The 24,184-nt window shown below is 40.8% G+C and carries 20 protein-coding genes and 1 pseudogene; 11 read left to right on the top strand and 10 right to left on the bottom strand.

What is annotated here, in order from left to right; all coding sequences use genetic code 11:
- Nucleotides 1-1,521 carry a UDP-2,4-diacetamido-2,4,6-trideoxy-beta-L-altropyranose hydrolase gene (gene pseG, locus FTU05_RS07925; RefSeq protein WP_180163271.1) on the top strand — a complete coding sequence of 507 codons (1,521 nt, stop codon included), beginning with the start codon at nt 1-3 and terminating at the stop codon, nt 1,519-1,521.
- Nucleotides 1,521-2,576, top strand: a complete 1,056-nt coding sequence (pseI, locus tag FTU05_RS07920) for a pseudaminic acid synthase (RefSeq protein WP_180163270.1) — start codon at nt 1,521-1,523, stop codon at nt 2,574-2,576. The genes pseG and pseI overlap by 1 nt, the downstream gene beginning before the upstream one ends.
- An 81-nt stretch (nt 2,577-2,657) precedes the next feature.
- Here pseI and FTU05_RS07915 read toward each other — a convergent pair whose 3' ends face one another.
- From FTU05_RS07915 to FTU05_RS07900, 4 genes are all read right to left on the bottom strand, one after another.
- Nucleotides 2,658-2,879 (bottom strand): hypothetical protein, encoded by a 222-nt coding sequence (locus tag FTU05_RS07915; RefSeq protein WP_180163269.1) that lies wholly within the window; start codon nt 2,877-2,879, stop codon nt 2,658-2,660.
- A gap of 125 nt (nt 2,880-3,004) precedes the next feature.
- Entirely contained in the window at nt 3,005-3,871 is an 867-nt protein-coding gene (locus FTU05_RS07910; protein WP_180164869.1) for a lysophospholipid acyltransferase family protein, read from the bottom strand.
- A gap of 315 nt (nt 3,872-4,186) precedes the next feature.
- On the bottom strand, nt 4,187-5,971 hold the full coding sequence (gene aspS / locus FTU05_RS07905; RefSeq protein WP_180164868.1) for an aspartate--tRNA ligase: 1,785 nt from the start codon (nt 5,969-5,971) through the stop codon (nt 4,187-4,189).
- A gap of 160 nt (nt 5,972-6,131) precedes the next feature.
- Nucleotides 6,132-6,911 (bottom strand): DUF4184 family protein, encoded by a 780-nt coding sequence (locus FTU05_RS07900; protein WP_180055858.1) that lies wholly within the window; start codon nt 6,909-6,911, stop codon nt 6,132-6,134.
- A 147-nt stretch (nt 6,912-7,058) separates the two neighbouring features.
- Here FTU05_RS07900 and znuD point away from each other — a divergent pair, with 147 nt between their 5' ends.
- On the top strand, nt 7,059-9,143 hold the full coding sequence (gene znuD, locus FTU05_RS07895) for a zinc piracy TonB-dependent receptor ZnuD (RefSeq protein ID WP_180164867.1): 2,085 nt from the start codon (nt 7,059-7,061) through the stop codon (nt 9,141-9,143).
- A gap of 109 nt (nt 9,144-9,252) precedes the next feature.
- Complete coding sequence (locus FTU05_RS07890; protein ID WP_180164866.1) at nt 9,253-10,719, top strand: phospholipase D family protein; 1,467 nt, start codon at nt 9,253-9,255, stop codon at nt 10,717-10,719.
- A gap of 87 nt (nt 10,720-10,806) precedes the next feature.
- Here the strand turns inward: FTU05_RS07890 and FTU05_RS07885 are convergent, their stop codons facing one another.
- On the bottom strand, nt 10,807-11,265 hold the full coding sequence (locus FTU05_RS07885) for a hypothetical protein (protein WP_168378753.1): 459 nt from the start codon (nt 11,263-11,265) through the stop codon (nt 10,807-10,809).
- A 183-nt stretch (nt 11,266-11,448) separates the two neighbouring features.
- On the opposite strand from FTU05_RS07885, the gene FTU05_RS07880 reads away from it, so the two are divergent.
- On the top strand, nt 11,449-11,922 hold the full coding sequence (locus FTU05_RS07880; protein WP_373685278.1) for an RcnB family protein: 474 nt from the start codon (nt 11,449-11,451) through the stop codon (nt 11,920-11,922).
- A gap of 68 nt (nt 11,923-11,990) precedes the next feature.
- Here FTU05_RS07880 and FTU05_RS07875 read toward each other — a convergent pair whose 3' ends face one another.
- Entirely contained in the window at nt 11,991-12,488 is a 498-nt protein-coding gene (locus tag FTU05_RS07875) for a phosphate-starvation-inducible protein PsiE (protein ID WP_180164864.1), read from the bottom strand.
- A gap of 170 nt (nt 12,489-12,658) precedes the next feature.
- Between FTU05_RS07875 and FTU05_RS07870 the strand changes: the two genes are divergently transcribed.
- Both FTU05_RS07870 and FTU05_RS07865 read left to right on the top strand, forming a co-directional pair.
- Nucleotides 12,659-13,261, top strand: coding sequence for an FMN-binding negative transcriptional regulator (locus FTU05_RS07870; protein WP_180164931.1), 603 nt, complete (start codon nt 12,659-12,661; stop codon nt 13,259-13,261).
- A 44-nt stretch (nt 13,262-13,305) separates the two neighbouring features.
- On the top strand, nt 13,306-13,851 hold the full coding sequence (locus tag FTU05_RS07865; protein WP_180164862.1) for a GNAT family N-acetyltransferase: 546 nt from the start codon (nt 13,306-13,308) through the stop codon (nt 13,849-13,851).
- Nucleotides 13,852-13,962: 111 nt separating this feature from the next.
- Here the strand turns inward: FTU05_RS07865 and FTU05_RS07860 are convergent, their stop codons facing one another.
- The 3 genes from FTU05_RS07860 to FTU05_RS07850 all read right to left on the bottom strand — a co-directional run bounded on the left by FTU05_RS07860 (nt 13,963) and on the right by FTU05_RS07850 (nt 18,688).
- Nucleotides 13,963-15,744 carry an acyl-CoA dehydrogenase C-terminal domain-containing protein gene (locus FTU05_RS07860; RefSeq protein ID WP_078194153.1) on the bottom strand — a complete coding sequence of 594 codons (1,782 nt, stop codon included), beginning with the start codon at nt 15,742-15,744 and terminating at the stop codon, nt 13,963-13,965.
- Nucleotides 15,745-15,937: 193 nt separating this feature from the next.
- Nucleotides 15,938-17,740: an acyl-CoA dehydrogenase C-terminal domain-containing protein gene (locus FTU05_RS07855; RefSeq protein WP_180164860.1), complete on the bottom strand. Its 1,803-nt coding sequence runs from the start codon at nt 17,738-17,740 to the stop codon at nt 15,938-15,940.
- Nucleotides 17,741-18,058: 318 nt separating this feature from the next.
- The gene (locus FTU05_RS07850) at nt 18,059-18,688 is read right to left on the bottom strand and encodes a hypothetical protein (protein ID WP_168378758.1); all 630 of its coding nucleotides are present in this window, start codon (nt 18,686-18,688) and stop codon (nt 18,059-18,061) included.
- Nucleotides 18,689-18,823: 135 nt separating this feature from the next.
- Here FTU05_RS07850 and baeS point away from each other — a divergent pair, with 135 nt between their 5' ends.
- The 4 genes from baeS to FTU05_RS07830 all read left to right on the top strand — a co-directional run bounded on the left by baeS (nt 18,824) and on the right by FTU05_RS07830 (nt 23,846).
- Nucleotides 18,824-20,536 (top strand): sensor histidine kinase efflux regulator BaeS, encoded by a 1,713-nt coding sequence (gene baeS / locus FTU05_RS07845; RefSeq protein WP_180164858.1) that lies wholly within the window; start codon nt 18,824-18,826, stop codon nt 20,534-20,536.
- Between the two features lie 12 nt (nt 20,537-20,548).
- Nucleotides 20,549-21,235 carry a response regulator gene (locus FTU05_RS07840; RefSeq protein WP_111885370.1) on the top strand — a complete coding sequence of 229 codons (687 nt, stop codon included), beginning with the start codon at nt 20,549-20,551 and terminating at the stop codon, nt 21,233-21,235.
- A gap of 86 nt (nt 21,236-21,321) precedes the next feature.
- A complete protein-coding gene (locus FTU05_RS07835; protein WP_218946169.1) occupies nt 21,322-22,728 on the top strand; it encodes a hypothetical protein in 1,407 nt (468 codons plus the stop codon).
- A 26-nt stretch (nt 22,729-22,754) separates the two neighbouring features.
- Nucleotides 22,755-23,846, top strand: coding sequence for a hypothetical protein (locus FTU05_RS07830; protein WP_257222989.1), 1,092 nt, complete (start codon nt 22,755-22,757; stop codon nt 23,844-23,846).
- Nucleotides 23,847-24,092: 246 nt separating this feature from the next.
- Here FTU05_RS07830 and FTU05_RS07825 read toward each other — a convergent pair.
- A pseudogene (locus FTU05_RS07825) lies at nt 24,093-24,184 on the bottom strand (IS5/IS1182 family transposase); the annotation flags it as partial.

Raw genomic sequence — 24,184 nt, 5'->3', positions numbered from 1 at the left:
ATGCAGGTCGTATTTCGTGCTGATGCTTCAGTGCATATTGGTTCTGGGCATATCATACGGTGTCTGTGTCTGGCCGATGCTTTGGCACAGCATGGTGCACAAATACGATTTGTCGTCAGACATATTACCGATTATTTAAAAAAACTGATTGTGGACAGAGGATTTCAGCTGAGTATGCTGAAAGAACAGTCTGCAGCCAGTGATGAATTATTTCATAGTGCCTGGTTGGGGGTATCTCAACAGGATGATGCTGAGAAAACACTACAGATCCTTCAGGATTATCATCAAACAATAGAATGGTTGATCGTTGATCATTATGCATTGGACCAGCGCTGGGAGAGAATACTACGTCCAGCCGTGGATAAGATCATGGTGATTGATGACCTTGCAGATCGTATTCACGATTGTGATCTTTTATTGGATCAGAACCAATATCTGGATTTAGCAAATCGCTATCACAATAAAGTTCCGGTAAAAACCCAATTATTATTGGGTGCGCGCTATGCATTATTAAGAGATGAATTCCGAATTGCTCGTCACAAAAAACAGCTAGCTTTTACAGTGAAAGTCAAAAAAATCATGGTTTTTTTTGGAGGGATGGATAAGGATAATTACACCGGAAAATTATTAAGAAGCCTTGATCATTCAAATTTTTCCTTACAATATCAATTGATTGTTGTCGTGGGGGCACAGCATCCTGATTTATTGTATATTCAGGGCGTGTGTAAACAGTACCATTATGAGTGTCATATCAATAGCACTGAGATGGCGACATTAATGCTACAGGCCGATATGGCGATTGGAGCAGGAGGTTCAGCAAGTTGGGAACGTTGTGCTTTGGGACTGCCTAGCCTAGCCATAGCAGTGGCAACAAATCAGCAATTGTTGACTAAACATGCAGCATTACAGAGCCTAATTGATTCGCCTATTATTGACTGGAATAATGTAGTATCCATTCGTCAGGCTGTTATGGGAATGATTGATAATCCATTGGCACGCCAACGTATAGCCCAAACATCATGGCAAACAGTAGATGGGCGTGGTGTACAACGGGTGTTACGTGCCATGGGAATATATTCCGTTCAGGTGCGCAAGGCTGAGTTATCTGATAGCCATTCGCTTTGGATGTGGCGCAATCATGATTCAATACGATTGGTTTCACGTCATACTGAGATTATTCCACTAGAAAGTCATCAGCAGTGGTTTGAACAGACTTTGCTGAGTACGGATCGGATTATTCTGATTGCAGAATTAGCTTCTGAACCTGTGGGTGTGATTCGATTTGATTTTAGTGGAATAAGTGCAGAAATTTCCATTTATTGTGTTCCCGATGCTAAAGGTAGTGGAAATGCACTTGAAATGCTGCAGCAAGCTGAGCATTATCTTCAGTATAACCATATACAAATCAAGCTGATCAATGCGGTAGTACTTGCTGAAAATCAGTCATCCCATCATTTGTTTATCAATGCGGGCTATCAAAAAAAATCAACGACTTATTTGAAAAATATAGAGAGATCTTGATGAATTCAGTGATTCATATTGGACACCGTGCAATTGGTGCTGATCATACACCATTTATTATTGCTGAAATGTCTGGCAATCATAATCAATCATTGGAACGGGCATTTGAAATTGTGGATGCAGCCGCCGAGGCAGGCGCACATGCATTAAAATTGCAGACCTATACCGCAGATACAATTACTTTGAATGTCCGCAATAAAGATTTTTTAATAGAAGATAAAAATAGTCTGTGGGATGGCAGTAATCTGCATGATTTATATCAAAAAGCATATACGCCATGGGAATGGCACAAGCCAATTATGGAGCGTGCTGAAAAGCATGGCATGCTGTGTTTCAGTTCGCCGTTTGATGAGAGTGCTGTTGATTTCCTTGAAAGCTTGAATGTTCCTGCATATAAAATTGCATCATTTGAAAATAATCATTTGCCGTTGATTGAAAAAGTGGCGAAAACAGGTAAACCAATGATTATTTCCACGGGTATGGCAACTTTATCCGATATTGAGGAAGCAGTGAAAACAGCGCGAGCTGCGGGCTGTAAAGATTTGATTTTACTCAAATGTACAAGTACTTATCCTGCTTCTCCAAACAATACCAATGTCTTGACGATTCCACATTTAAAACAAATGTTCGATTGCCAAATTGGTTTATCTGATCATACGATGGGGGTTGGAGTATCTGTTGCAGCAGTTGCACATGGTGCTACAGTTGTTGAAAAGCATTTTACTTTAAATCGTGCAGATGGCGGTGTAGACAGTGCATTTTCGCTTGAACCCGCTGAGTTAAAATCGTTGGTGGTTGAGTCTGAACGTGCTTGGCAAAGTCTGGGGTCTGTTCAATATGGACCTACAGCAGCTGAACAAAAATCTTTAATGTTTAAGCGTTCTGTATATTTTTCGGAAGATGTTAAGGCAGGTGAAGTGCTGACAGTAGACAATCTACGTGTAGTACGTCCAGGTTTTGGTTTGCACCCGCGGTTTTATCAGAACCTGATTGGCAAAAAAGCACGCATTGCTATTGAGAAGGGAACACCAGCAGCTTGGGCTTTGATTGAATAATATTGAATTTACAATTTGATAGGGGGAATAAGAAAAATTTCTTTTTCCCTCAATATTACATACAGAATTCGATATTTTAGTTTATTCAGCTTTATCCGCATTACCTTTCAATACCATATAAATCAAACCAACAAAGATCAACAAGGCGCCAGCAAGACTACTCACGCAGAACAAAACAATACGGTTATAAGTAGTTAAGTTAAATAATTCGTTGGCTAAAATGTAGCGCATGAACAGCCATTGTACGACAGAAAAAACAATCAATACGATTGCACGACGACGGACTTCAGGACGCATAGCCATAGGAGAATCACTTAAAGTGGAAATTGAGGCTATTATGCCACTGTCGATAATCGATCTCAATTGAATAAGATTAATCCAAGCGCGTGATACACAAATCTTAAGGTTGAGTTCTGTTTAGATCGCCTTTATTTGCGGTACATATTGATGTTGCCAAAGCAGACCCGAAAGCGTTTATAAGACCAGATATACTGTTCTGGTGCTTGGTTAATGATGTCTTGCATCGCGATGTTCAGCGCGTCGACAGACGATTGTAAATCTTTAGATAAAATCTCGTCTGCTAAGGGGTGGCAATGCACATCAAAGTGCCTTAAGTTGGGTTGTCGGATACAACTTAAGCCGATGACATTACATTGTATTTTTGCAGCAAGTTTGGAAACCAGCGTGATCGATAAAGTATTTTGCCCAAAAAAATTGGAATAAATACCGCTAGAAGACTTCGGTAAATGGTCTGGTAAAATGACCGTTAGGCCACCTTGTTTCAAATGTTTAAAAATGGCACGGACCCCCGTTTCATCTGTCGGGACTAAGGTTGCATTGAACTTCTCTCGTGCTTCTAACAGATAACGATTGATCCCTTTATTTTTATTCGGTTTATACATAATCATCGGTTCTGTATACAAGTTCAGCCATGCATTGAGTAGTTCCCAACAGCCAAAATGCGGAACCACAACAATGACACCTTTTTTATTTGCCAGTGCTTCCGTGAGGATATTTTCACCATAAATATTTTTCAATAAGCTCAGGCTATAACTCGGCGGCATACCCCAACATTTAATAAATTCAATATAGGTCAGGCATTGGCTACGGATACTTTGACTGACGAGCTGTCTCTGAGCTGTCTCTGACAAATCTGGGTAGGCCAGTTGAATATTGATGCTAGTGATACGTTTGATCGATGAATTAAACAGATCAAGAATACACGCAATCATCAAAGCCAAGTTTTGTAACAGCCAAAGCGGCAGTAATGCGATGATTTTGAATAGAAAGTACATGGATCACAAGGTCTCAAAATTTACAGCATGGAATAAAATAAATTTTGTCAAGAGACCGGACTTATTCAGTGAAAAAGTACAAAATGATCTGAATCTAAAAACAAAATAATCGGAAGTAGAAAATTGAGCTATCCATCGCTCAAAGGATGTGGTGCAACATCATAACGCAGTTGAAGCATTTTGATATTAGCAAAGTCAATCAAATCTTTAATTTATGTTTTGTAGGTTTTCCACGACTTTTTGTTGGTCGAAATAAAAAACCCTGCATAGAGCAGGGTTTTTTGAACCTTAAAATCTAAATCTTAAAATATAAGATTATTTAGATTCTTCAGCTTTTGGTTTTTCACGTAAGCGAATACCTAAGTCACGTAATTGGTTCGCTTCAACTGGCGCAGGCGCTTGAGTTAAAGGACATTCTGCAGTCTTAGTTTTCGGGAATGCAATCACATCACGGATAGAAGATGCACCAGTCATCAACATCACTAAACGGTCAAGACCGAATGCCAAACCACCGTGAGGAGGCGCACCGAATTTCAACGCGTTAAGCAAGAAGCTGAATTTCTCTTCTGCTTCTTCTTCACCAATGCCAAGCGCTTCAAAGATCGCTTTTTGCATTTCTAGGTTGAAGATACGTAGTGAACCACCACCGATTTCAGTACCGTTCAATACCATATCGTAAGCAACAGAAAGTGCAGCACCTGGGTTGTTCTTCACTTCTTCAACGCTTGATTTTGGCAGTGTGAATGGGTGGTGAACAGATGTCCATTTGCCGTCATCAGTTTCTTCGAACATTGGGAAGTCAACAACCCAAAGTGGCGCCCACTCGCAAGTTGCAAGTTTCATGTCGTGACCGACTTTAATACGTAAAGCACCCATCGCATCATTGACGATTTTCGCTTTGTCCGCACCAAAGAATACGATGTCGCCATTTTCAGCACCAACGCGTTTCAATAGATCAAGCACGATTGGCTCGATAAATTTAACGATTGGAGATTGAAGACCTTCGATGCCTTTTTCAAGTTCGTTGACTTTGATGTAAGCCAAGCCTTTCGCGCCATAAATGCCAACGAATTTAGTGTATTCGTCAATTTGGCTACGTGGAAGCGCGCCAGCACCTGGTACGCGAAGCGCAACAATACGGCCTTTAGGATCTTTTGCAGGACCTGCGAATACTTTGAACTCAACGTCTTGCATCATGTCTGCAACATCAACAAGTTTCAAAGGAATACGTAAGTCAGGTTTATCAGATGCATAGTCACGCATTGCGTCTGCATAAGTCATGCGAGGGAACTTGTCGAACTGAACGTTTAGAAGTTCTTTGAACATCTTAACCGTTAAACGTTCCATCAAATCCATAATGTCATCGTCACTCATGAACGATGTTTCAACGTCGATTTGTGTGAATTCAGGCTGACGGTCAGCACGTAAGTCTTCATCACGGAAACATTTAGCAATTTGGTAGTAACGATCAATACCGCCAACCATCAACAACTGTTTGAACAATTGCGGAGATTGTGGAAGCGCGTAGAAACTACCGTTAGAAACACGACTTGGTACTAAATAGTCACGCGCACCTTCAGGAGTAGCACGAGTCAAAATCGGTGTTTCAACGTCTAGGAAACCATTTTCTTCGAAGTAGTTACGAATCAGGTTGGTTAATTTAGAACGGAAACGTAAACGATCTAACATTTCTGGACGACGAATATCGAGGAAACGATATTTCAAACGTACTTCTTCAGAAATATTGGTATTTTCGTCATTCAATGGGAATGGAGGAGTTTCAGACGCAGCAAGAACTTCAATTTCTTTGCCTAAAACTTCGATTTGACCACTCACGATATTCGCGTTTTCAGTACCTTCGTAACGACGACGCACACGGCCTGTAATTTTTAATACGAATTCTGAACGTGATTTATCAGCAGTCGCGAAAGCTTCAGGAGTATCTGGGTCAATAACCACTTGAACAAGACCATCACGGTCACGCATGTCAAGGAAGATGACACCACCGTGGTCACGGCGACGGTGAACCCAACCGCATAATGTAACGGTTTGGTCGATTTGGGCTTCAGTAAGTGAGCCGCAGTAATGAGTTCGCATCATAGCGTTAGAAATCCAACTATATGGGTTAAGGTCAGCGAATACGTAAACAGCGTACCGCTTTTATTCGAATAGGGGATTATGCCTCTTTTTGGCTGTTTTGTCACAAGGACTTATTGCTAAAACAGCCAAATTTACAGCAAATTTTTGCTCAATGAAGGGCTTAAGCCGATGACGTAGAAAAAATGTTAGTGCTCTTGCTTAAGATCAGAAATATCAGACTACCAAGGCTAAACGTGGCCAAAAATGCACGAAAAAAATAATTAATGGCTTTGCCGACATAGGCATACAGGTCATGCACAAAGGCATCTGAGTAAATACTGTCAGCAAAATAAAAATAACTTGCGATTCCCGCAGCTAGAGACAGGGCCGCTAAACCATATACATAGACTTTGATGGTTGTGGGGACGTTTACAGTACTTCGATAGTGAAGATGATGACGATAAATCATCCATGCCAAAACGGGGAGTGCCAAGCCAGATAATCCAATTTGCAACACGCGATGTAGGGGATATGAATGACCAAAAAATTGAATCGGTAGACTCAATAGATCCTTAAATGCAAAGGTACGAAAGTCAACATGGGTCAAGCCATCCCAAACAATATGCGTCGAAGTTCCAATGATGAGTGCGAGGATGAGGCTTAGGATAAACCCACAGCATTGATTGAAATTCTGTAGATGCAGCGGCTTATTTAAACCAAAAAAAGCAAATAACATCGGGCGATAAAGCACATACCACAGCACACAAAACAGCAAACCTAGGATTAAGTTTGGAACAATTAACCCCGACCATTGATGTGAACCTACATAGTCAGCATTAGTAAATAAACGGAATAAATCCGGCACCATGCTACCAATTGCGAGTGCTGCAATAGACAGGCGGTTTCCGCTTAACTTGGAAATAGGCGGTGCGAGTACAGCATGGGATATGGTAAAAGGCATTGAACTAAAATAAATATATGAATAAATACAATGTGGTATAGGTGAGTGTATATGATTTGGGCAGATTAGAATGTTTTTTATTGCAAAATAAATGAAATGTTATATTATAACATTATTCAAAAATAGCCTGATTTGAGTCTCTCCAACATGTCTTTTCATAAGAATTTAATAACTGTTTCGATTTTTGCAGTGATTGCACCCAACCTTTATGCCGATGATCCAGAACAACAGGTACAAAAGCTCGAAGCTATTAATGTTCAGGTCCATCCTTTAAACCAAAGTGCGGCAGATTTTGCTGTTGCCGATAATGTCATTCAACATAAAGCCCTTGCACAAGGTGGCGTCACAATTGGTGATGCGTTAGCCGGACAGCCCGGTGTATATTCAAATCAGTTTGGTGCAGGTTCAAGTCGTCCTGTGCTGCGTGGTCAAGATGGCCCTCGTGTCAAAGTCTTAGAACATGCCTCAGAGACTGCTGATGTTTCGACCTTATCTCCTGACCATGCGGTTACGGTAGATCCGATTTTGGCCAAACAAATTGAAGTGATCCGTGGACCATCAACACTGTTATACGCGGCAGGCACAGTTGGCGGTTTGGTCAATGTGACGGATCAGAAAATTCCAACGGCGATTCCTGATAAAGGTTATGAAGGGCAAGTTGGGGTTCGTTATAACTCAGGCAGTGATGAAAAATTGGCGAGTGCCGGTGTGACGGCTGCTTTAGGTGAGCAATTTGCCATCCGTGTAGAAGGTTCGAAACGCAAAGCCAATGACTATATTGCACCCAATTATTTCCATGATCATGATGGTGAATTAGAAAAAGAACGCCGCGTTGGCAACACTTTTGCAGAAGGGCAAAATGTCAGTGTGGGCGCGTCATGGATTCATGATCGTGGTTTTGCTGGACTGTCTTATAGCAACCGACAAGACCAATATGGCCTGCCGGGTCATAGTCATGAATATGAAAGCTGTCATCCACATGATGACCATCTATACTGTGATGGTCATGATAACCATGGGCATACCGATGAACATGATCATTCAGCGCATGACGAACATGATCACGATCATGATGCCGCAGGCCCATGGGTCGACTTAAAGTCAGAACGTTATGATTTCCGTACCGAACTTGCGAATCCGTTTGCGGGCTTCCAAAAACTCCGTGCACATGCAAGTTATACCGATTATCAACATGACGAAATTGAAGGTGATACAGCGGCAACGACCTTTAAAAGTCAGGGCTATGATGGTCGTTTAGAGTTAGTGCATAACCCGATTGCGGATTGGGAAGGGGTGATTGGCGCACAATACAATCAGCAAAAGCTCAATATCAGTGGTGAAGAGTCACTGATGAACCCAAATAAAACCCAAAAATGGAGTGTGTTTGGTTTAGAGCATAAACAATTTGGTGATTTTCATGTCGAGCTGGGCGCCCGTGTCGATCAGCAGAAAATTCAAATCGATTCTGCACAAAAAGATTATGATGATTATGGCATCTCTTATTCAGGTGCTGTGAACTGGGCGTTTGCACCCAATTATAAATTATCCTTGGTGGGTTCTCATCAAGAACGCTTACCATTGGCACAAGAGCTTTATGCCAACGGTAAGCACTTTGCGACCAATACCTATGAACGCGGAAATGAAAATCTGGATGTGGAAAAATCCAATAATCTAGAACTGGGTTTCCATTACGAAAAAGATCAGTTGGATTATCACGTTCATGTTTACCACAACTGGTATGACAACTACATTTATGCTGCAACCAAAGATAATTTTGAAAACTTCCGCTTAGTTGATTACACCCAAGACAAAGCCAAGTTCTATGGCGCGGAAGCTCAAGTGGGTTATGCCATTAATGATATGTATAAACTCAGTGTCTTTGGTGATTATGTTCGCGGCAAAATTGATGGTGAAAATGCGCCACGTGTGCCTGCAGGGCGCTTAGGAACCAAGGTCGATGTTGACTTTGCCGATGGTTGGTCAGGTCTTGCAGAATATTCACATGTATTCAAACAAGACAAAATCACTGCATTTGAGCGTGAAACAGATGGCTACAACATGGTGAACTTGGGCGTGGCCTATAGTGGCCAGTTGAAAGATCAAAATGATTATCGGGTTTATTTCAAAGCCAATAATTTATTGGATGAAGATGTTTACTCTCACACGTCATTCCTTGCCAATATTCCACAAGTCGGTCGTAATTTTACAGTTGGTCTTGAATTTGGTTTCTAATTGAATTTGCACAGACTTTTCTAAGGAAGTCTAGGTGAAGTCACAGAAATCCTCTTGAAAAATCAATGAATAAAACCTAGTCTGAGCGCATTAGACTAGGTTTTTTCTTATGCGCATCATTCAACGAATACATCACAAGCTCAATTGGTCACGCCGTCGCTATGTGGGTGTGGTCATTGGTTTATTGGTTTTAGGTTATTTGGCATCGGCAACCTATCACACGCTAAAACCACTCCCTGAAGGGCTGAACTACACGGGGAAACTTCGCCATGCTGAAGTGAACTTTTTAGTGGATGAAACCTATATCGATGCGCAAGGAAAGCAGCAACAGGAACATCGCATTTTTAAAGAAATGCTAAAAATGATCGAAGAAGCACAGTCGACCATTGTGTTGGATATGTTTCTCTTTAATCCGCAAGTTGGCGACTCTCAATTAAAACATGAACAATTAACACAGGAGCTGACCGATGCGCTGATTTTGAAGCGTCGACTATCTCCTCAAGTGGAAATTTTTGTGATTACTGACCCGGTCAATTCGGTATATGGCGGCATTCAACCCGAGCATTATCGTCAATTACGACAAGGGGGCATTGAGTTGATGGAAACCAATTTGGTACCGCTTCGTGCATCCAATCCTGCATGGTCAGGCTTTTGGTATATCTGCTGTCAAGATATTGGCAATAATCCTGAACAAGGCAGGTTACCGAACCCATTGGGAACCGAGAAAGTGACGATTCGAAGTTATATGGATCTGTTTAACTTTAAAGCGAATCACCGAAAAACTTTGGTGGTGGATACCATCGATGGCTGGAAAGGTTTGGTCACCTCTATGAATCCACATGATGGTAGCTCACGACATTCTAATGTTGCTCTGACTGTGAAGGGAATGACTGCAATTGACCTATTAAAAACCGAGCAAGCAGTCGGCATGATGTCGAAAGGCAATATACCATTTGTCGTGATTAAAGATGTTGAAGCCGCGAAAACTCAGCCACAGGTTCAAGTGCTGACTGAAAAAGCCATTTATGATGCCACACTCGACTTAATTGATAGTGCGAAGAAAGCTGGAACTGAAATTGATATCGCGATGTTCTACTTGTCAGAACGTAAAATTACCAAGGCACTCATTGCTGCGCATGAACGTGGCGTGAAAGTTCGTGTATTACTCGATCCGAATAAGGATGCTTTTGGGCGAACTAAAAATGGCATTCCAAATCGACCTGTAGCATCCGAATTACATGATGCGGGTATTGATGTACGTTGGTGTAATACCCAAGGTGAGCAGTGCCATAGCAAGATGATTTTAAAACGAACTGCTTATCAAGCCGATATGATTTTAGGTTCGGCAAATTTCACGGCGCGTAACTTGAAAAACTATAATTTAGAAACGGATTTACGCGTGATTGGTCTGAAAGACGCGCAAGTTTTTAAAGATGCATCACAGTACTTCAATACGGCTTGGTCAAATCTGGATGGTAAACAAATGAGTGTCGATTATAGTAAATATGCGGATGAATCGACCTTGAAATATGTGTTGTATCGCTTTATGGAATGGAGCGGAATATCTACTTTTTAGAATTGTCTTAATCTCCCAAATCCCTCTTTTTTAAAGAGGGACTTTCCTCCCTTTTTTAAAGGGAGGTTAGGAGGAACTTAATCAGTTTTAATTCTTCGGTACAGGATTCGGCGGAACGATTTGATCTAAATCTTTATCCGTCATTTGATCCAATTCTTTAATATCGGTTTTGATTTTCCATTTATCGGCATCATCTACTGGTTGTGGCAAACGAGCTTCTAACCAGTCACAGATGACATCTGGTGGAAAATCGGCGTGGTTACATTGAATCACCCAAGACAAGAATTGTTTTGCTTCGCCATTCATATATGGTGGCGGAGAAACCGGTAAAAATTGAGTCGGTAAGCGTTCATTTTTAGAAATATAGTTCAATACATGGCCCAATTCTTGAACAGTTTGCCATGCTAAAGGGTGATCTACATTAATTTGAAATTTAAACCACCAAGCAGTTTTACCATCGGTGCCGTAGGAGTCGATTAAGGCTTCTTGGATACTTGGTACTTTCGAAAAAAATTGATGAAGTCGGTCAAAACTTAATTCAGACACAGCATTTGATCCACTACGAAATAAAATCAATCTTAGCATAATTCAATGAAAAACAGGCTAGCTTGAAGGTGCGATCAGCTTGGTCGGAAAATTAACAAATTCTTGCATTTGATGGATTTTTATTCATTTTTTCTCCTAAAATGGGTTTTATACTTAATCTATATACCGTGAAGGAGAGCTTGAGTGAAAGCAACATTATTCTATGCAATGGCAGGTGTGATGCTGATAATGACTTCAGCCAGTACTTTTGCGGAAAACAAATGGTCAAACTATCAAGGTGTGGATACCACTAAGCGTCCACCTACTATGAATCGGCCTGGTTATCCCCAACATGGTCAAAGCTATCCACAGCATGCTCCCAATTACCCGCAGCATTACCCGAACTATCCTCATCGCCCTCAATATCCCAATTATCCAAACCGTCCATATCCACCACAGGTGCAAAATGGCATAAGTATTCAATATCAAGCACCGACTACGATTATCCAAAATTCACAAAGTTATAGCTGGGTAAATGGTGATCCTGCCAGCGCGAGTATTTCCAGTTCAACCTATACTTTTATCAGTGATTGGCAGCGTTTAGGTTTACCAGCACCACCCAATGGAATGTACTGGATTTTTGAAAATGGTCGCTATGTATTGGTGCCTAATCGATAAGGTTTATAACCTCTCTCTTGCGTAGTAGTGCTACTCGTCTCCTAAAAGGAGAAGGAACGAATTAGTGTTTAAGCCAATTCATCATCTTGCGGACGTGGGGTTTTTCCTTCAGGCAGTGGCTTCTCGGAATGCTTATCTCGAATAACCGAAGGATATGTCCAAGAGGCATAGCGCACAATCAAAATGGCCACAGCAAGGATGAGGATCGAACCTGTAGTAATGACCAAGCCCATATCCGCTTTATGGTCATGTTGAATGTCCGAAATCAGTAAACGGGTCAGGGCAGTAATAGCAATATAAATCAGGAAGCGTACCGGCATGTGGTTAGTTTTAAAATAAATACCGACCATGGCACCGAGTTCGAGGAAAATAAACAATAATAAAATATCGTCAATCGTGGCGAATTGTTTAACTGTAATAATTTCAAAAATGGTATGACCCGCAGACCATAAAATCATACAGCCGATGACAAACAGTGCAAGATAATGAAAACCTTCTACAGCAAGGTTGCCAAAACGGTCAAGGAGGGCTTCAACTTTTTCTACTTTGGGATCACGGTGTGTCATATATATTCCTCCTGTGTAAATTGCGTGAATATTCAATGATGAACTAGTCATTAAATACCAAGCAAATTTCATGCACATGAAGCGCATATGACAAAAATATTTTTTAGGTTTAATAAAGTTTTTAATGTTAAGTTTGAGCTTAAATTTTGTCCTATAAGAATGAAGCGACGATGTATCAACCAACGCATTTTAAACATGATGAACTCCCTGATCTGATTGATCTTATGCGTAAGTATGCTTTGGCGACAGTAATACTGACTGCACCCAATGGTGAGTTGGAAGTGAATCATTTACCACTAGAATATGACGCTGAGTCAGGCGAATTAGGTGTATTACGCGGTCATATTGCTAAGGCCAATCCAATGTTTGAAATATTGAATCAGTCAGCACATGTCTATGTTATTTTTCAGGCTGAAGATGCTTATATTTCGCCAAATTGGTACGAAGGAAAACAAGAACATCACCGTGTCGTGCCGACATGGAATTATCGTGTAGTCCATGTTAAAGGCAAGATACGTAAAATTGCAGATGAAAAATATTTACGTGGAATTTTGGCTTGTTTAACTCGTACTCATGAAGCGACGCAACCCATGCCATGGAAAATGGGCGATGCGCCTCATGATTTTATTGCGGAACAACTAGAAAAAATTATAGCGATTGAAATCGATATTCAGTCGATGATCGGGAAATTTAAAGTCAGTCAAAACCGAAGTGTTGTAGATGCGATGAATGTGGCAAAAGCTTTGGAAAGGTCGAATGCTGAAATGGTGTAGTCGATCAAAAAATTTTATCCCATGAAATAACAGGCTAAATAATCATGCCCAATATGATTGAAACTGAACGTTTATGCCTGAGAAAGTATCAGTTAGGAGATGAAATTTCATTATTTGATACATATTTTTCGAATATAGAAGCAACTCGTTATCTGCAGCGGTTGCCACATTTAACGATTCAACAGACTAAGAGTGTTTTAGAAAAGTGGGCAGATCATTATTGGTCGATACACAATCCTGATTTTGCATGGGTGATTAGTGATAAGAATACGCATTTAGCGATGGGCTTACTGTATTTCTTCAATCAAGAAAACCATGGAGAAATACATTTTGGGTTAGGGGTGAATTTTCATAGTTGTGGTTATATGACTGAGGCTTTAATTGGAGGAATTAAGTATTTAAAGCAGAATCATGTCACGAAGGTTGTTTCATCTTTTTGTGCTGAGGAACATCTAGCATCACAAAATGTCTTAATGAAGGCAGGATTTAAACAAGATAAAGATAAAACGCATTGGGCGAAATTTCCAATGCTAGACGATCAGTTCCATCCTTGTTTTACATATCGAATGGAATTGGAAGATTATGAATAAGTTGGTACGTTTATTATTTTTGCTTAAAGAATCCTATTCATTGGTTATGTATGAAGAGTAATAAGTAAAAAATGCCCGATAAATCGGGCATTTTTGATTTTGTGTATTTAATTAAGCTTGGTTGGTAAAGTAATCTTCAGAGAAGTTCATGATCACTTCAGAACCTGCTTTTACTTTAGCAATGCGTAATGCCAATTCAGGTAAAATACGCTGCGTGAAGTAAAGAGTCAGTGCAAGTTTGTTTTGGTAGAACTCGCCATCTTTGTCTTTTGCTGCATCTGCAATGCGGGCAAACATATAGGCAAAGCTGAGTAGGCCTACAGCATGTAGGTAATCAACTGCTGCTGAGTTCGGGAACTCAATGTTTTCACGAGCAGCTTCAAGTACATATTGAGTCACCGCTTCAACTTCAGCTGCTGCATCTAAAGTGGCATCTTTGATGTAGTTCAAGCTGGCATCTAAGTTATTGGCAAAATCACGGATTTCTTGAATATATTCAGCAATGAATTCACCATTGCACTTAATGGTTTTTCGACCAATTAAGTCTTGCGATTGAACACCGTTGGTCCCTTCGTAAATCTGTGCGATACGCAGGTCACGGATACATTGTTCCATACCCCATTCACGAATAAAGCCATGACCACCGAAGACCATTTGAGCATCTAGCGTTGCTTGGAAAGCTGTATCTGTTAAATACGCTTTCGCAATAGGTGTTAACAGCGCAACACGGTTATTGGCTGCTTTGACTGCTTCTGGGTCAGTAGAGAACTTGGTAATGTCCAGTTGTTGACCAACATAAACCGCAAATGCACGAGACGCTTCATTGTTGGCACGTGCGTTCAGCAACATACGACGTACATCACCATGAACTAAGATGCTATCTGCAGGTTTTGCAGGCGATTGAACGCCAGAAGCGCTACGGCCTTGTAAACGATCAGTCGCATATTGCGCTGCATTTTGATAAGCAAATTCAGAAGCACCTAGGCCTTGAATACCCATAGACAGACGTTCGTAGTTCATCATGACGAACATCGCTGCAAGGCCTTCATTTTCTTTACCAACCAGGTAGCCTTTCGCGCCATCAAAGTTCATTACACATGTTGCAGACGCTTTGATCCCCATTTTATGTTCAATAGAACCAGGGCCTACAGCATTACGCTCACCCAATGAACCATCTGCATTCACCAAGAATTTAGGTACGATGAATAGTGAAATTCCGCGTGAGCCCGCAGGCGCATCAGGCGTTTTCGCTAAAACTAAGTGGATGATATTTTCAGAAAGGTCGTGGTCACCGCCAGTGATGAAGATTTTCGTACCAGTAATGTTATAAGTACCGTCTTCATTACGTTCGGCTTTAGTTTTGATAATACCTAAATCTGTACCTGCATGCGGTTCAGTTAAGCACATGGTGCCTGACCATTCGCCTGTATACATTTTTGGTAAATAAGTTTCTTTTTGCTCTTGTGATGCATAGCTGTTTAATGCCATGCCTGCACCTACAGAAAGAAGCGGGTAGAGCATGAAGGATGGGTTGGTTGCAAACAGCATTTCGTCAGACAGAACAGTCAGCATTTTTGGCATGCCTTGACCGCCCCATTCTTCATCTGCGCCTAGACCAATCCAACCGCCTTCTGCATATTGTTTGAATGCTTCTTTGAAACCAGCAGGAGTCGTGACATTGCCATTGCTATAGGTTGCGCCCTCTTCATCACCTGTGCGGTTTAAAGGATGAGTGACGTTTTGCGCAAATTTTGCCATTTCTTCAAGAATGGCTTCTGCAGTTGCAGCATCAACGTGAGCAAGATTTTCGTTGTTTTGCCAGAATTGTTCTGCTTTAAAAACATCATTTAAGATGAATTTCATATCTGCAAGAGGCGCATTATAAATTGGCATGTTCGTTCACCTGTTTATTGTTTGAATCTGTGGACTTGGGGCAATTTGTATCGACACAAAACGTGGAGAAAATTGACCAAAGTAAAATTATGGGACTATTTATAAAGAAAAAGGACTGCCAATGCTATGACCGTCCTTTCTCTATTTCTGCACTCAAGAGTACAATTTTTTGAATATGTTTTAGATATTCACATTAGAATGCAAAGTGTTCTGCATCCAATGCCATAAGAGGATCTAGGCCACCTGCGATCACTTCTACATGAGAGCGAACGCGCGGTAAGATTTTCTTGAAGTAGAAGCGAGCAGTCGTTACTTTCGCATTGTAGAAATCAACATCTGTTGTTCCTGCAGCTAAAGTTTCTTGTGCAACTAACGCCATACGAGCCCATAGGTAAGCAAGCGTTACATAACCAGAGAAGTACAGGTAATCGACCGCAGCAGCACCCACTTCTTCTGGGTTTTGCATTGCTTTCATACCAATCTGCATAGTTAGGTCGCCCCATTCTTTGTTTAGCGCAGCAAGCGGCTCAACAAATTCTTTCATAGCGGCGTTGTCTTTGTTGGCTTCAACAAATTTATGAATGATCTTGGTGAAGTCTTTCAACATTGCACCTTGAGTACCCAATACTTTACGACCTAACAAGTCAATCGCTTGAATTTCAGTCGTACCTTCGTACAAGCAAGAGATACGTGTATCACGTACGATTTGCTCCATACCGTGTTCTGAAATGAAACCATGACCACCGAATACTTGAACACCGTGTTTAGCAGATTCAGAACCTGTTTCAGTTAAGAATGCTTTAGCAATTGGTGTCAATAGAGACAAAATGTTGTCAGAGAATTTGCGTTCTTCTTCAGTTGCACCTTGTTCCACGATATCGGCATGGAAAGACAAGAAGTAAATAAGTGCACGACCCGCTTCAGCAAATGATTTTTGCGTCATCAGCATGTTGCGTACAGCAGGGTGAACGATAATTGGATCTGCTTCTTTTTCGGGAGCTTTAGGGCCTGAAAGTGAACGCATTGCCAAACGGTCTTTTGCATAAGCAAGCGCACCTTGGAAAGCACCTTCAGAAGCTGAAAGACCTTGTACAGCAGTACCGATACGTGCAGTGTTCATGAATGTGAACATGCAGTTTAGACCGCGGTTTTCAGGGCCAATCAAGAAACCTTTTGCGTTATCAAAGTTGATGACACAAGTCGCGTTACCATGGATACCCATTTTGTGTTCAATCGAACCACAACGTACAGCATTGCGCTCACCAATTGAGCCATCAGCATTTACATTGAATTTAGGTACGATGAATAATGAAATACCTTTCGTGCCTTTTGGTGCACCTGGTAGACGAGCAAGGACGATATGGATGATGTTTTCAGCCATGTCGTGTTCACCAGCAGAGATAAAGATTTTCTCGCCAGAGATTGCGTAGCTACCGTCTGCTTGTGGTTCAGCTTTAGAACGGATAATACCTAAGTCAGAACCTGCATGAGATTCTGTTAAGCACATCGTACCTGTCCATTCACCTGAAACAAGTTTAGGCAGGTAAGTGTCTTTTTGTTCTTGAGAACCGTGATGTTCTAATGTACGGACAGCACCATGAGATAGACCAGGGTACATACCCCATGCCCAGTTCGAAGTACCCACCATTTCTGAAATGATGTTGCCTAAAGAAACCGGTAAGCCTTGACCGCCGTATTGTTCTTCAGCAGATAAAGATGGGAAACCGAGTTCGATATATTTTTGATACGCTTCTTTAAAACCAGTTGGTGTTGTTACAACGCCATCATTCCAAGTACAACCTTCACGGTCGCCGACTTGGTTAAGAGGAGAAAGTTCATTTTCACAGAAGTCAGCAGCAGCTTCTAGATATTGGTCAACCAACTCACGGCTTACGGTATCAGAAAATGCAGGCAATTGTGCATAGTGATCTTCTGCTTTTAAAAGTTCATGCAGAACAAATTGCATATCACGTAAGGGCGCTTTGTATTGTGGCATATCGTTTTCCTCAATACTGGTTTCTACCAGCGTTAGTAATCCTAAATAAACATTTGAACGTGTCTTCAATGACACGTATTGGAATGGTTCTAATCGTGCAACATCTTCTTATTGGGTACAAGCATTTCAGGGCGATTTGTTGGTGACTGTAAAGTCAAAGAAATATCCCTTGAAAATGCTAAGTGCATTGAGTGTAAACACTTTTGGCTGAAAATGAATGACACAAATAGTCAAAAAGCGTAAAAAGATATGTCCAATAAAAAAGGCACTCATGGGAGTGCCTTTTTATACTCAATGATATTGCGAGCTAACTTTGACTTATTTTACTGGTGCTGGCGTCGGGGCAACAGGGGCTTTAGGTTGGAAGCGAACTTCACATTTACCATTGATTTGCTGTTCGCCAACTTTAATCGCAACCGCGCTACCATCAGTCTTGCCTTGGCATGCTTTCATAATCGCTTGTTGCTTCGCTTGGCGTTCTGCTAAACGCTGATCAAATTGTTTAGTCAGCTCTGCACGTTTTGCATCAGTCAGTGGCTCACCGCGTTGCATCTGACCACGCATGTCGCCATGCATTGGACGATGTTCACCGCGCATTGGTTTGTGTTCACCACGTGCTTTTTTCATGTCTTGACGGTCTGCGTTGAACACCATGGTACATGTACCATCAATGCTTTTATCGCCAGCTTTTACTTGAACTGTTGAACCTGTAGTCTTGCCATCACAGGCTTTTTGCATCTCTGCAAACACTTGACGTTGCTCTGCACGCATTTGTTTGAAATGTTCACGTTGCTCAGGTGACATACGACGATCTTGATCACTATGATGTTGTTTCATCATACGGCCATGATCGTTATCTTTTGGTGCGGTTGTTGATTGACAAGCCGTCAATGCACCCATGCTCAATACGCTTGCACCGATTAAAGCCATTTTGGTCATTTGTTTCATAGTCTATACCCCACCAGATTAGATATTTTTTTCGATGGTTAAAGATTAAATAATAAAGATGTAGAAACAATGGAGAGTTTTTTAGTTGCGTGTTCGCTACAATAATGAATATAGAAGAAAAATGAGAGTTCTCTTTTGAAAATACGTCGTATCCCGATTGCCCTACGCTTGTTTCTGACTGTGCTGTTGACGACGCTCGTCATCACAACGGTAAGTCTTGGCGTGTTGCATTGGAATATGCAGCGTAATTTCACTAAATATGTAGCCGATGTCGAGATGCAAAAGCTTGACCATGTCATTGAAAATTTAGCCGATGTGTATACGGTTTATCATGATTGGGGCAATGCGATTCAGGCGCAGATTTTGCAAATTGAAGGGCAGGCAGCACCCGATGACTATGATCGTCTCTCTCGGTGGTGGCTACGTCGTCAATATGACATTGCATTGCAGCAGCGCTATTTCCAAGATCATAGTTTGAATGCAACGTCGATGTTGGCGACACCGCAGCAAACGGCGGAACAAAAAACTGAAGAGCTGAAATGGCTGGAACAAAATTTACCGTCTGAGTTTCAACCCTTTGAAGGTTTAAAATTTCCTTTAAGCGCGAATCAAAATGTGTTCCGCCCCAAAGAAGCGAACGCGGATGAAAAAGATAAAGATAAAGATAAAGATAAAGATAAAGATAAAGATAAAGATACAGGTCAATCATCTCAAAACAATACCAACAATGGTGGTAAAAAACAGTTTATCCAAATGCCTGACCGCTTGGGCTTGAGTTCGCGTTTATCTTTATATGATGCACAGCGCCAATTTGTCGTGGGTGAACCGACAGATGAACAGATTTCTTATCGTCCGATTATGGTGAATAATCAAATCGTGGGGTATCTAGGACTCAAACCTGTACTCGAGCAAGATGATGCGATCAGTATTAACTTTTTTAGTAAGCAAAAACGTTATTTATTATTGGTTTATGTGCTTAGTTTTATTGCGAGTTTAATTGCTGCACTGTTATTGGCGACCTACTTTAAAAAACCGATTCAGCGTTTGTTAATGGGGACACGTGAGTTAACCAAGTGCAATTATCAACATCAAGTCGCGGTGAACCGTAATGATGAACTCGGCGATTTATCAAATGAATTGAACCAGTTGGCCGTGATTCTCGATCAGCATGAAACGTCACGTCGTCAATGGGTTGCCGATACTTCACATGAATTAAAAACGCCATTGGCGGTGTTGCAGGCTCAAATTGAGGCGATGCAGGACGGTATTCGTAAGCCAACGCCAGAGCATTTTGCTTCGATGCTTAATCAAGTGAGTAGTTTGAAAAAATTGACCAAAGATTTGGCGGATTTGGCGCAAGCCGATGCACAACAACTGAATTGTTATTTGACCACGCTCAATCCGTGGGATGTAGTGATGCAAGAAGTTGAAAGCTTTAAGCCGAAGTTTGAGCAAGCAGATTTGAAAATTACCGCAACGGGCGAAGGGACTTCATTACAATTAGATATAGACCGTTTTAAACAGATTATGGTCAACTTATTGGGCAACAGTATTCGTTATACGGAAGCTGGTGGTGAAGTGCATGTACATACTGAGCAGGATGAAACCCAGTGGACCGTGTATGTCGATGACAGCCCATTTGGTCTAACTGATGAACAGTTGGCACGTTTAGGTGAGCGTTTCTATCGCGTGGATGATTCGCGCACGCGTGCCACTGGTGGTACAGGATTAGGATTGGCGTTATCCGTAAAAATAGCTAGAGCATTGGGTGGAGAGTTGAGTTTTGATCATTCTCCATTGGGCGGTTTGCGTTGCAAATTGACATTTCCCAAACAGATGAAATATTAAAAGGAAGCATGCATGAAACATATCATGTTGGTTGAAGATGAAGTGGAACTTGCACAGCTAGTGCGTGATTATCTAGAGGCTGCAGGCTTTGAAGTCAGCATGTTTCATGATGGGCAAGAAGCCTATGAAAGCTTCACACAACGTAAACCGAGTCTGATGATTTTAGACCTGATGGTGCCTCGTATGGATGGCTTAACCATTTGCCGCAAGGTGCGTGAGCAGTCTGATTTGCCAATTATTATGGTGACTGCACGTACTGAAGAAATTGACCGTGTATTGGGGCTCAATATGGGTGCTGACGATTATGTCTGCAAACCGTTTAGTCCGAAAGAGTTGGTGGCACGTGTGCAAGCGGTATTACGCCGTTTAGAACGAAAAGCAGAACCCGAAGTCAATGATTTATTCCGTATGGACAAAGCACAGCAGCGCATTTGGTATCAACAAAAAGCGCTGAGCTTAACGCCAACGGAGTTCCGTTTACTAGAGTTGTTCTTGGAGCATGTGGGGCAGGTATATTCACGTGCGCAATTGCTAGATCATATCAACCCAGACAGTTTTGAGGTGGCTGACCGTGTCATTGACAGTCACATTAAAAACCTGCGCCGTAAAATTTCGGATGCTGCTGAAACTGGCAACCGCCATGAGTGGATTCAAGCTGTGTATGGCGTTGGCTACCGTTTTGAATATCCAGAGGATTAATGTTACTTTTTGTTCTTGAATATTTTTTTAAAAGCCTTTAATTTTTAAAGGCTTTTTTATTTGTATTTTTAAGAGGGAAAAACATAATGATTTTAAAAAAAACCTTATTAGCAATAAGCTGTTCTGTAATTTTAACTGCATGTGGCGGTGGTGGCGGCGGGTCTTCTAGTAGCGGTGGGACTTCAGATAATGGCGGTTCAAATGGGGAAACAGCTAACCCATCAAATCCAGCAACAGATTTAGAGAAAGCTAAAGTATTAATCAAAACTACGAACAATATTATTGCCTATTTTGACAGTTTTAAAGGTTTGCAGTCTCAGTATGAGCCTGCATTTGATGCTGTAAGTAATGCAGGAAATGATATTAGTAATGCTTCTGATCTCATCATTACTTTAGCTTCATTGGCGCAGAAAGATGCTCAAGGTTCCACAAAAGACTATACCGCTGCAGAATTAGAGGCACTTTTAGAGGATGATGCGACCTATGGGGGGATATATTATCCAGATTATATTTTGAGCAAAAATGGTCTTAAAATCAGCGTAACACCGACTTCAGTTTCTGTTAATGGAAGTGTATCGGCTAAATATTGGATGGACTATATTTGGGATAGCAGTACTTTTACTGGAAAAGATGTTTTTAGCGATGCGGTTTTGATTACTGTAAGCAATTTAAAGTTGGATGCGCCATTCACAGCATCTGCAAAACAGCATGATTTTAAAATAGTTTCAGGCGGTAAAATCACAGCTAAAAATGCGGATGGATTAGAATCAAGCTTAGGGTTTAATAGCAACAGTACCGCTCAAGTTGTTTATGATACAGCTATCAAGCTGGAAGACTCAGAAAGTGAAAATGCTCCGGTTACGGCACAATTTAAATTTTTAAATGTTTTGTTAACAACTCAAAACGCGAAGCTGAATTTAACTGAACTTTCAAGCAAAGCTGCTCGAGTTAAATTCAAAAATGGTACTGAAACATTTAATCAAATTATTCCATATGAAATTATTTTGAAAGGTGAAGCTTTAAGCGGAGCAGAAAACTTAGGCTTAGATGCAAATATTAAGCTAAAAAATGATCTGACTAAAACCTTTGATATTACCCAAGGCGAATCTGCGGCTGCATTTATTAATGCAGATTTGACAGTTAATCTCTCTGGTAACGTAAAAGGTGGGGGGGCTGCTGTGAAGCCATTCAGTTTACTGCTTAACGCTAAAAGGAATGATTACCAAAAAGGGATAGCAAATCTTAAAGTTACAGTTGATCAAAATACATTAAATATAGATGTAAAAACTGACAATCTGATCGCGCAATCTCCAATTATCTGGTCAAGAGTATCTCATGCGAATGGTGCATTTGTAGAAATTCCAGATTTAGATCAATTCAGTTCTGCTGATATTAAAGTCGGTACTGTTAGCTACGGTACGATCAATAGAGTATCGAATAGCATTTATTCTGCGAAATTTACCGATAACACTGTGCTAATGATTGCACCATAATAATGAATTAAGGAGAGGGGGTAACGATGTTCCCCCTTTTTTCTATGTTGAAAAAAAAATTAGTATTATTGGGATTATCGCTCCCGTTTTATAGCTATGCACAAGAGGCTATCTATTATCAAGTGCAAGCAGATGTTTATAGTGAACCGTTAGCGATTCATGCATTTACAGATGATTGGGGTGATTCTAAGTTTAAATCAGGAAAAAATGCATTTGCTCATGGTTTAATGCAATTGGGCGTAAAGCAGGGTAATTGGGATTTTAGCTGGATCTGGCGATATGACTATGCGCTCAATTTCAGTGAGGATACAGCAAAGCTTTATTATCAAATACAGAATGAACTGCCTATCGATGCAAACTCAACGTATGACTTGAGGCTTGAAGCACAGCATATTGATACTGTTGGGTCTCGGGCTGCCTATACATGGCCCATTAGTTCGAATTGGAATTTAGAAACGGGTATAACCGCGTTAATTGGGCGTCATTATATTGATGGTCATATTAATGCGCTAGGGGTAACGACAGATCAGCAAGAGCTTATGGACCGCGTCAAATGGCTGAATGGGAGCATAGATTACAGTTATGATCATCCTGCTTTGAAAGAAGATGAAATGGGCTGGAATGAGCAGGCGCATAGCGGGTATGGCTATGCCCTAGATGCGACTTTAAGAGGTGCTATTGCAAAAAATTGGAATTTAAAAATTAATATTCAGGATGCATTGGCATATTTATATTGGCAAGATGCTCCATACACACGATATAACATCAGCTATGATCAAGATAAGCGTCCACGGTTTGATATTCAGGGAGAGTTTGATAAAGATAAGACCTATGCGCAAAAGCTGCCATTTAAAATTTATACGGATTTAAATTATGACTCAGAGCAGGCTTGGAGTTTAGGACTCAGTTCAATCTCAAATGAGTATATAAGTCTTTGGCAGCTCAATGCATATTGGAATACAGGGCTAATGTGGGGAATCCATTTTGAACCCCAAACCAATTCGTTTGGCCTTTCCGTCAAACATGAAAACTTTGGTTTTAAATACATAGCAGATTCATTCAATACCAACCAAGCAAAACGTATGGGCGCGCAAATATATGCGCAATATCTATGGTAAGTGCTGTTGGACCAGCGACTGTAAACAGATTAGCTTCTTTAGAATGTGTAAAGTTTTAAGCAGTTGTTTTATTTAGCCGTATTGATATGTATTAAAAAAAGCTTTGCATTGTCATAATGGAATTTAAATTGTTCGGTTATGGATAAGTTTGAATTTATCTATAACCGATTTTTATTTATATCGTAAATTTTTTATTTTTTAAAGTTTTTATTAGGGTGTGTTGACATTTACAGCCGATAAATTGAGCTAAAGAGGCAACCATATAAATATACAAGCTAAAGCAACAGCGCTTTGATAGTTACGTTTTAGCTTATCGTATCTTGTGGCAATTCCTCTAA

Source organism: Acinetobacter sp. YH12049, assembly GCF_013419875.1.
GTDB classification, from domain to species: domain Bacteria; phylum Pseudomonadota; class Gammaproteobacteria; order Pseudomonadales; family Moraxellaceae; genus Acinetobacter; species Acinetobacter amyesii.
This window is presented reverse-complemented; position numbering and strand designations above follow the sequence as displayed.

Excerpts from the sequence above, each read along its gene's own strand:
- FTU05_RS07890 (WP_180164866.1), top strand. The coding sequence starts at position 9,253 with ATGCGCATCATTCAACGAATACATCACAAGCTCAATTGGTCACGCCGT.
- FTU05_RS07855 (WP_180164860.1), bottom strand. The coding sequence starts at position 17,740 with ATGCCACAATACAAAGCGCCCTTACGTGATATGCAATTTGTTCTGCAT.
- FTU05_RS07910 (WP_180164869.1), bottom strand. The coding sequence starts at position 3,871 with ATGTACTTTCTATTCAAAATCATCGCATTACTGCCGCTTTGGCTGTTA.
- FTU05_RS07835 (WP_218946169.1), top strand. The coding sequence starts at position 21,322 with ATGATTTTAAAAAAAACCTTATTAGCAATAAGCTGTTCTGTAATTTTA.
- FTU05_RS07840 (WP_111885370.1), top strand. The coding sequence starts at position 20,549 with ATGAAACATATCATGTTGGTTGAAGATGAAGTGGAACTTGCACAGCTA.
- FTU05_RS07900 (WP_180055858.1), bottom strand. The coding sequence starts at position 6,911 with ATGCCTTTTACCATATCCCATGCTGTACTCGCACCGCCTATTTCCAAG.
- pseG (WP_180163271.1), top strand. The coding sequence starts at position 1 with ATGCAGGTCGTATTTCGTGCTGATGCTTCAGTGCATATTGGTTCTGGG.
- FTU05_RS07865 (WP_180164862.1), top strand. The coding sequence starts at position 13,306 with ATGCCCAATATGATTGAAACTGAACGTTTATGCCTGAGAAAGTATCAG.
- aspS (WP_180164868.1), bottom strand. The coding sequence starts at position 5,971 with ATGATGCGAACTCATTACTGCGGCTCACTTACTGAAGCCCAAATCGAC.
- FTU05_RS07860 (WP_078194153.1), bottom strand. The coding sequence starts at position 15,744 with ATGCCAATTTATAATGCGCCTCTTGCAGATATGAAATTCATCTTAAAT.
- znuD (WP_180164867.1), top strand. The coding sequence starts at position 7,059 with ATGTCTTTTCATAAGAATTTAATAACTGTTTCGATTTTTGCAGTGATT.
- pseI (WP_180163270.1), top strand. The coding sequence starts at position 1,521 with ATGAATTCAGTGATTCATATTGGACACCGTGCAATTGGTGCTGATCAT.
- FTU05_RS07830 (WP_257222989.1), top strand. The coding sequence starts at position 22,755 with ATGTTCCCCCTTTTTTCTATGTTGAAAAAAAAATTAGTATTATTGGGA.
- FTU05_RS07870 (WP_180164931.1), top strand. The coding sequence starts at position 12,659 with ATGTATCAACCAACGCATTTTAAACATGATGAACTCCCTGATCTGATT.
- FTU05_RS07850 (WP_168378758.1), bottom strand. The coding sequence starts at position 18,688 with ATGAAACAAATGACCAAAATGGCTTTAATCGGTGCAAGCGTATTGAGC.
- FTU05_RS07915 (WP_180163269.1), bottom strand. The coding sequence starts at position 2,879 with ATGGCTATGCGTCCTGAAGTCCGTCGTCGTGCAATCGTATTGATTGTT.
- FTU05_RS07875 (WP_180164864.1), bottom strand. The coding sequence starts at position 12,488 with ATGACACACCGTGATCCCAAAGTAGAAAAAGTTGAAGCCCTCCTTGAC.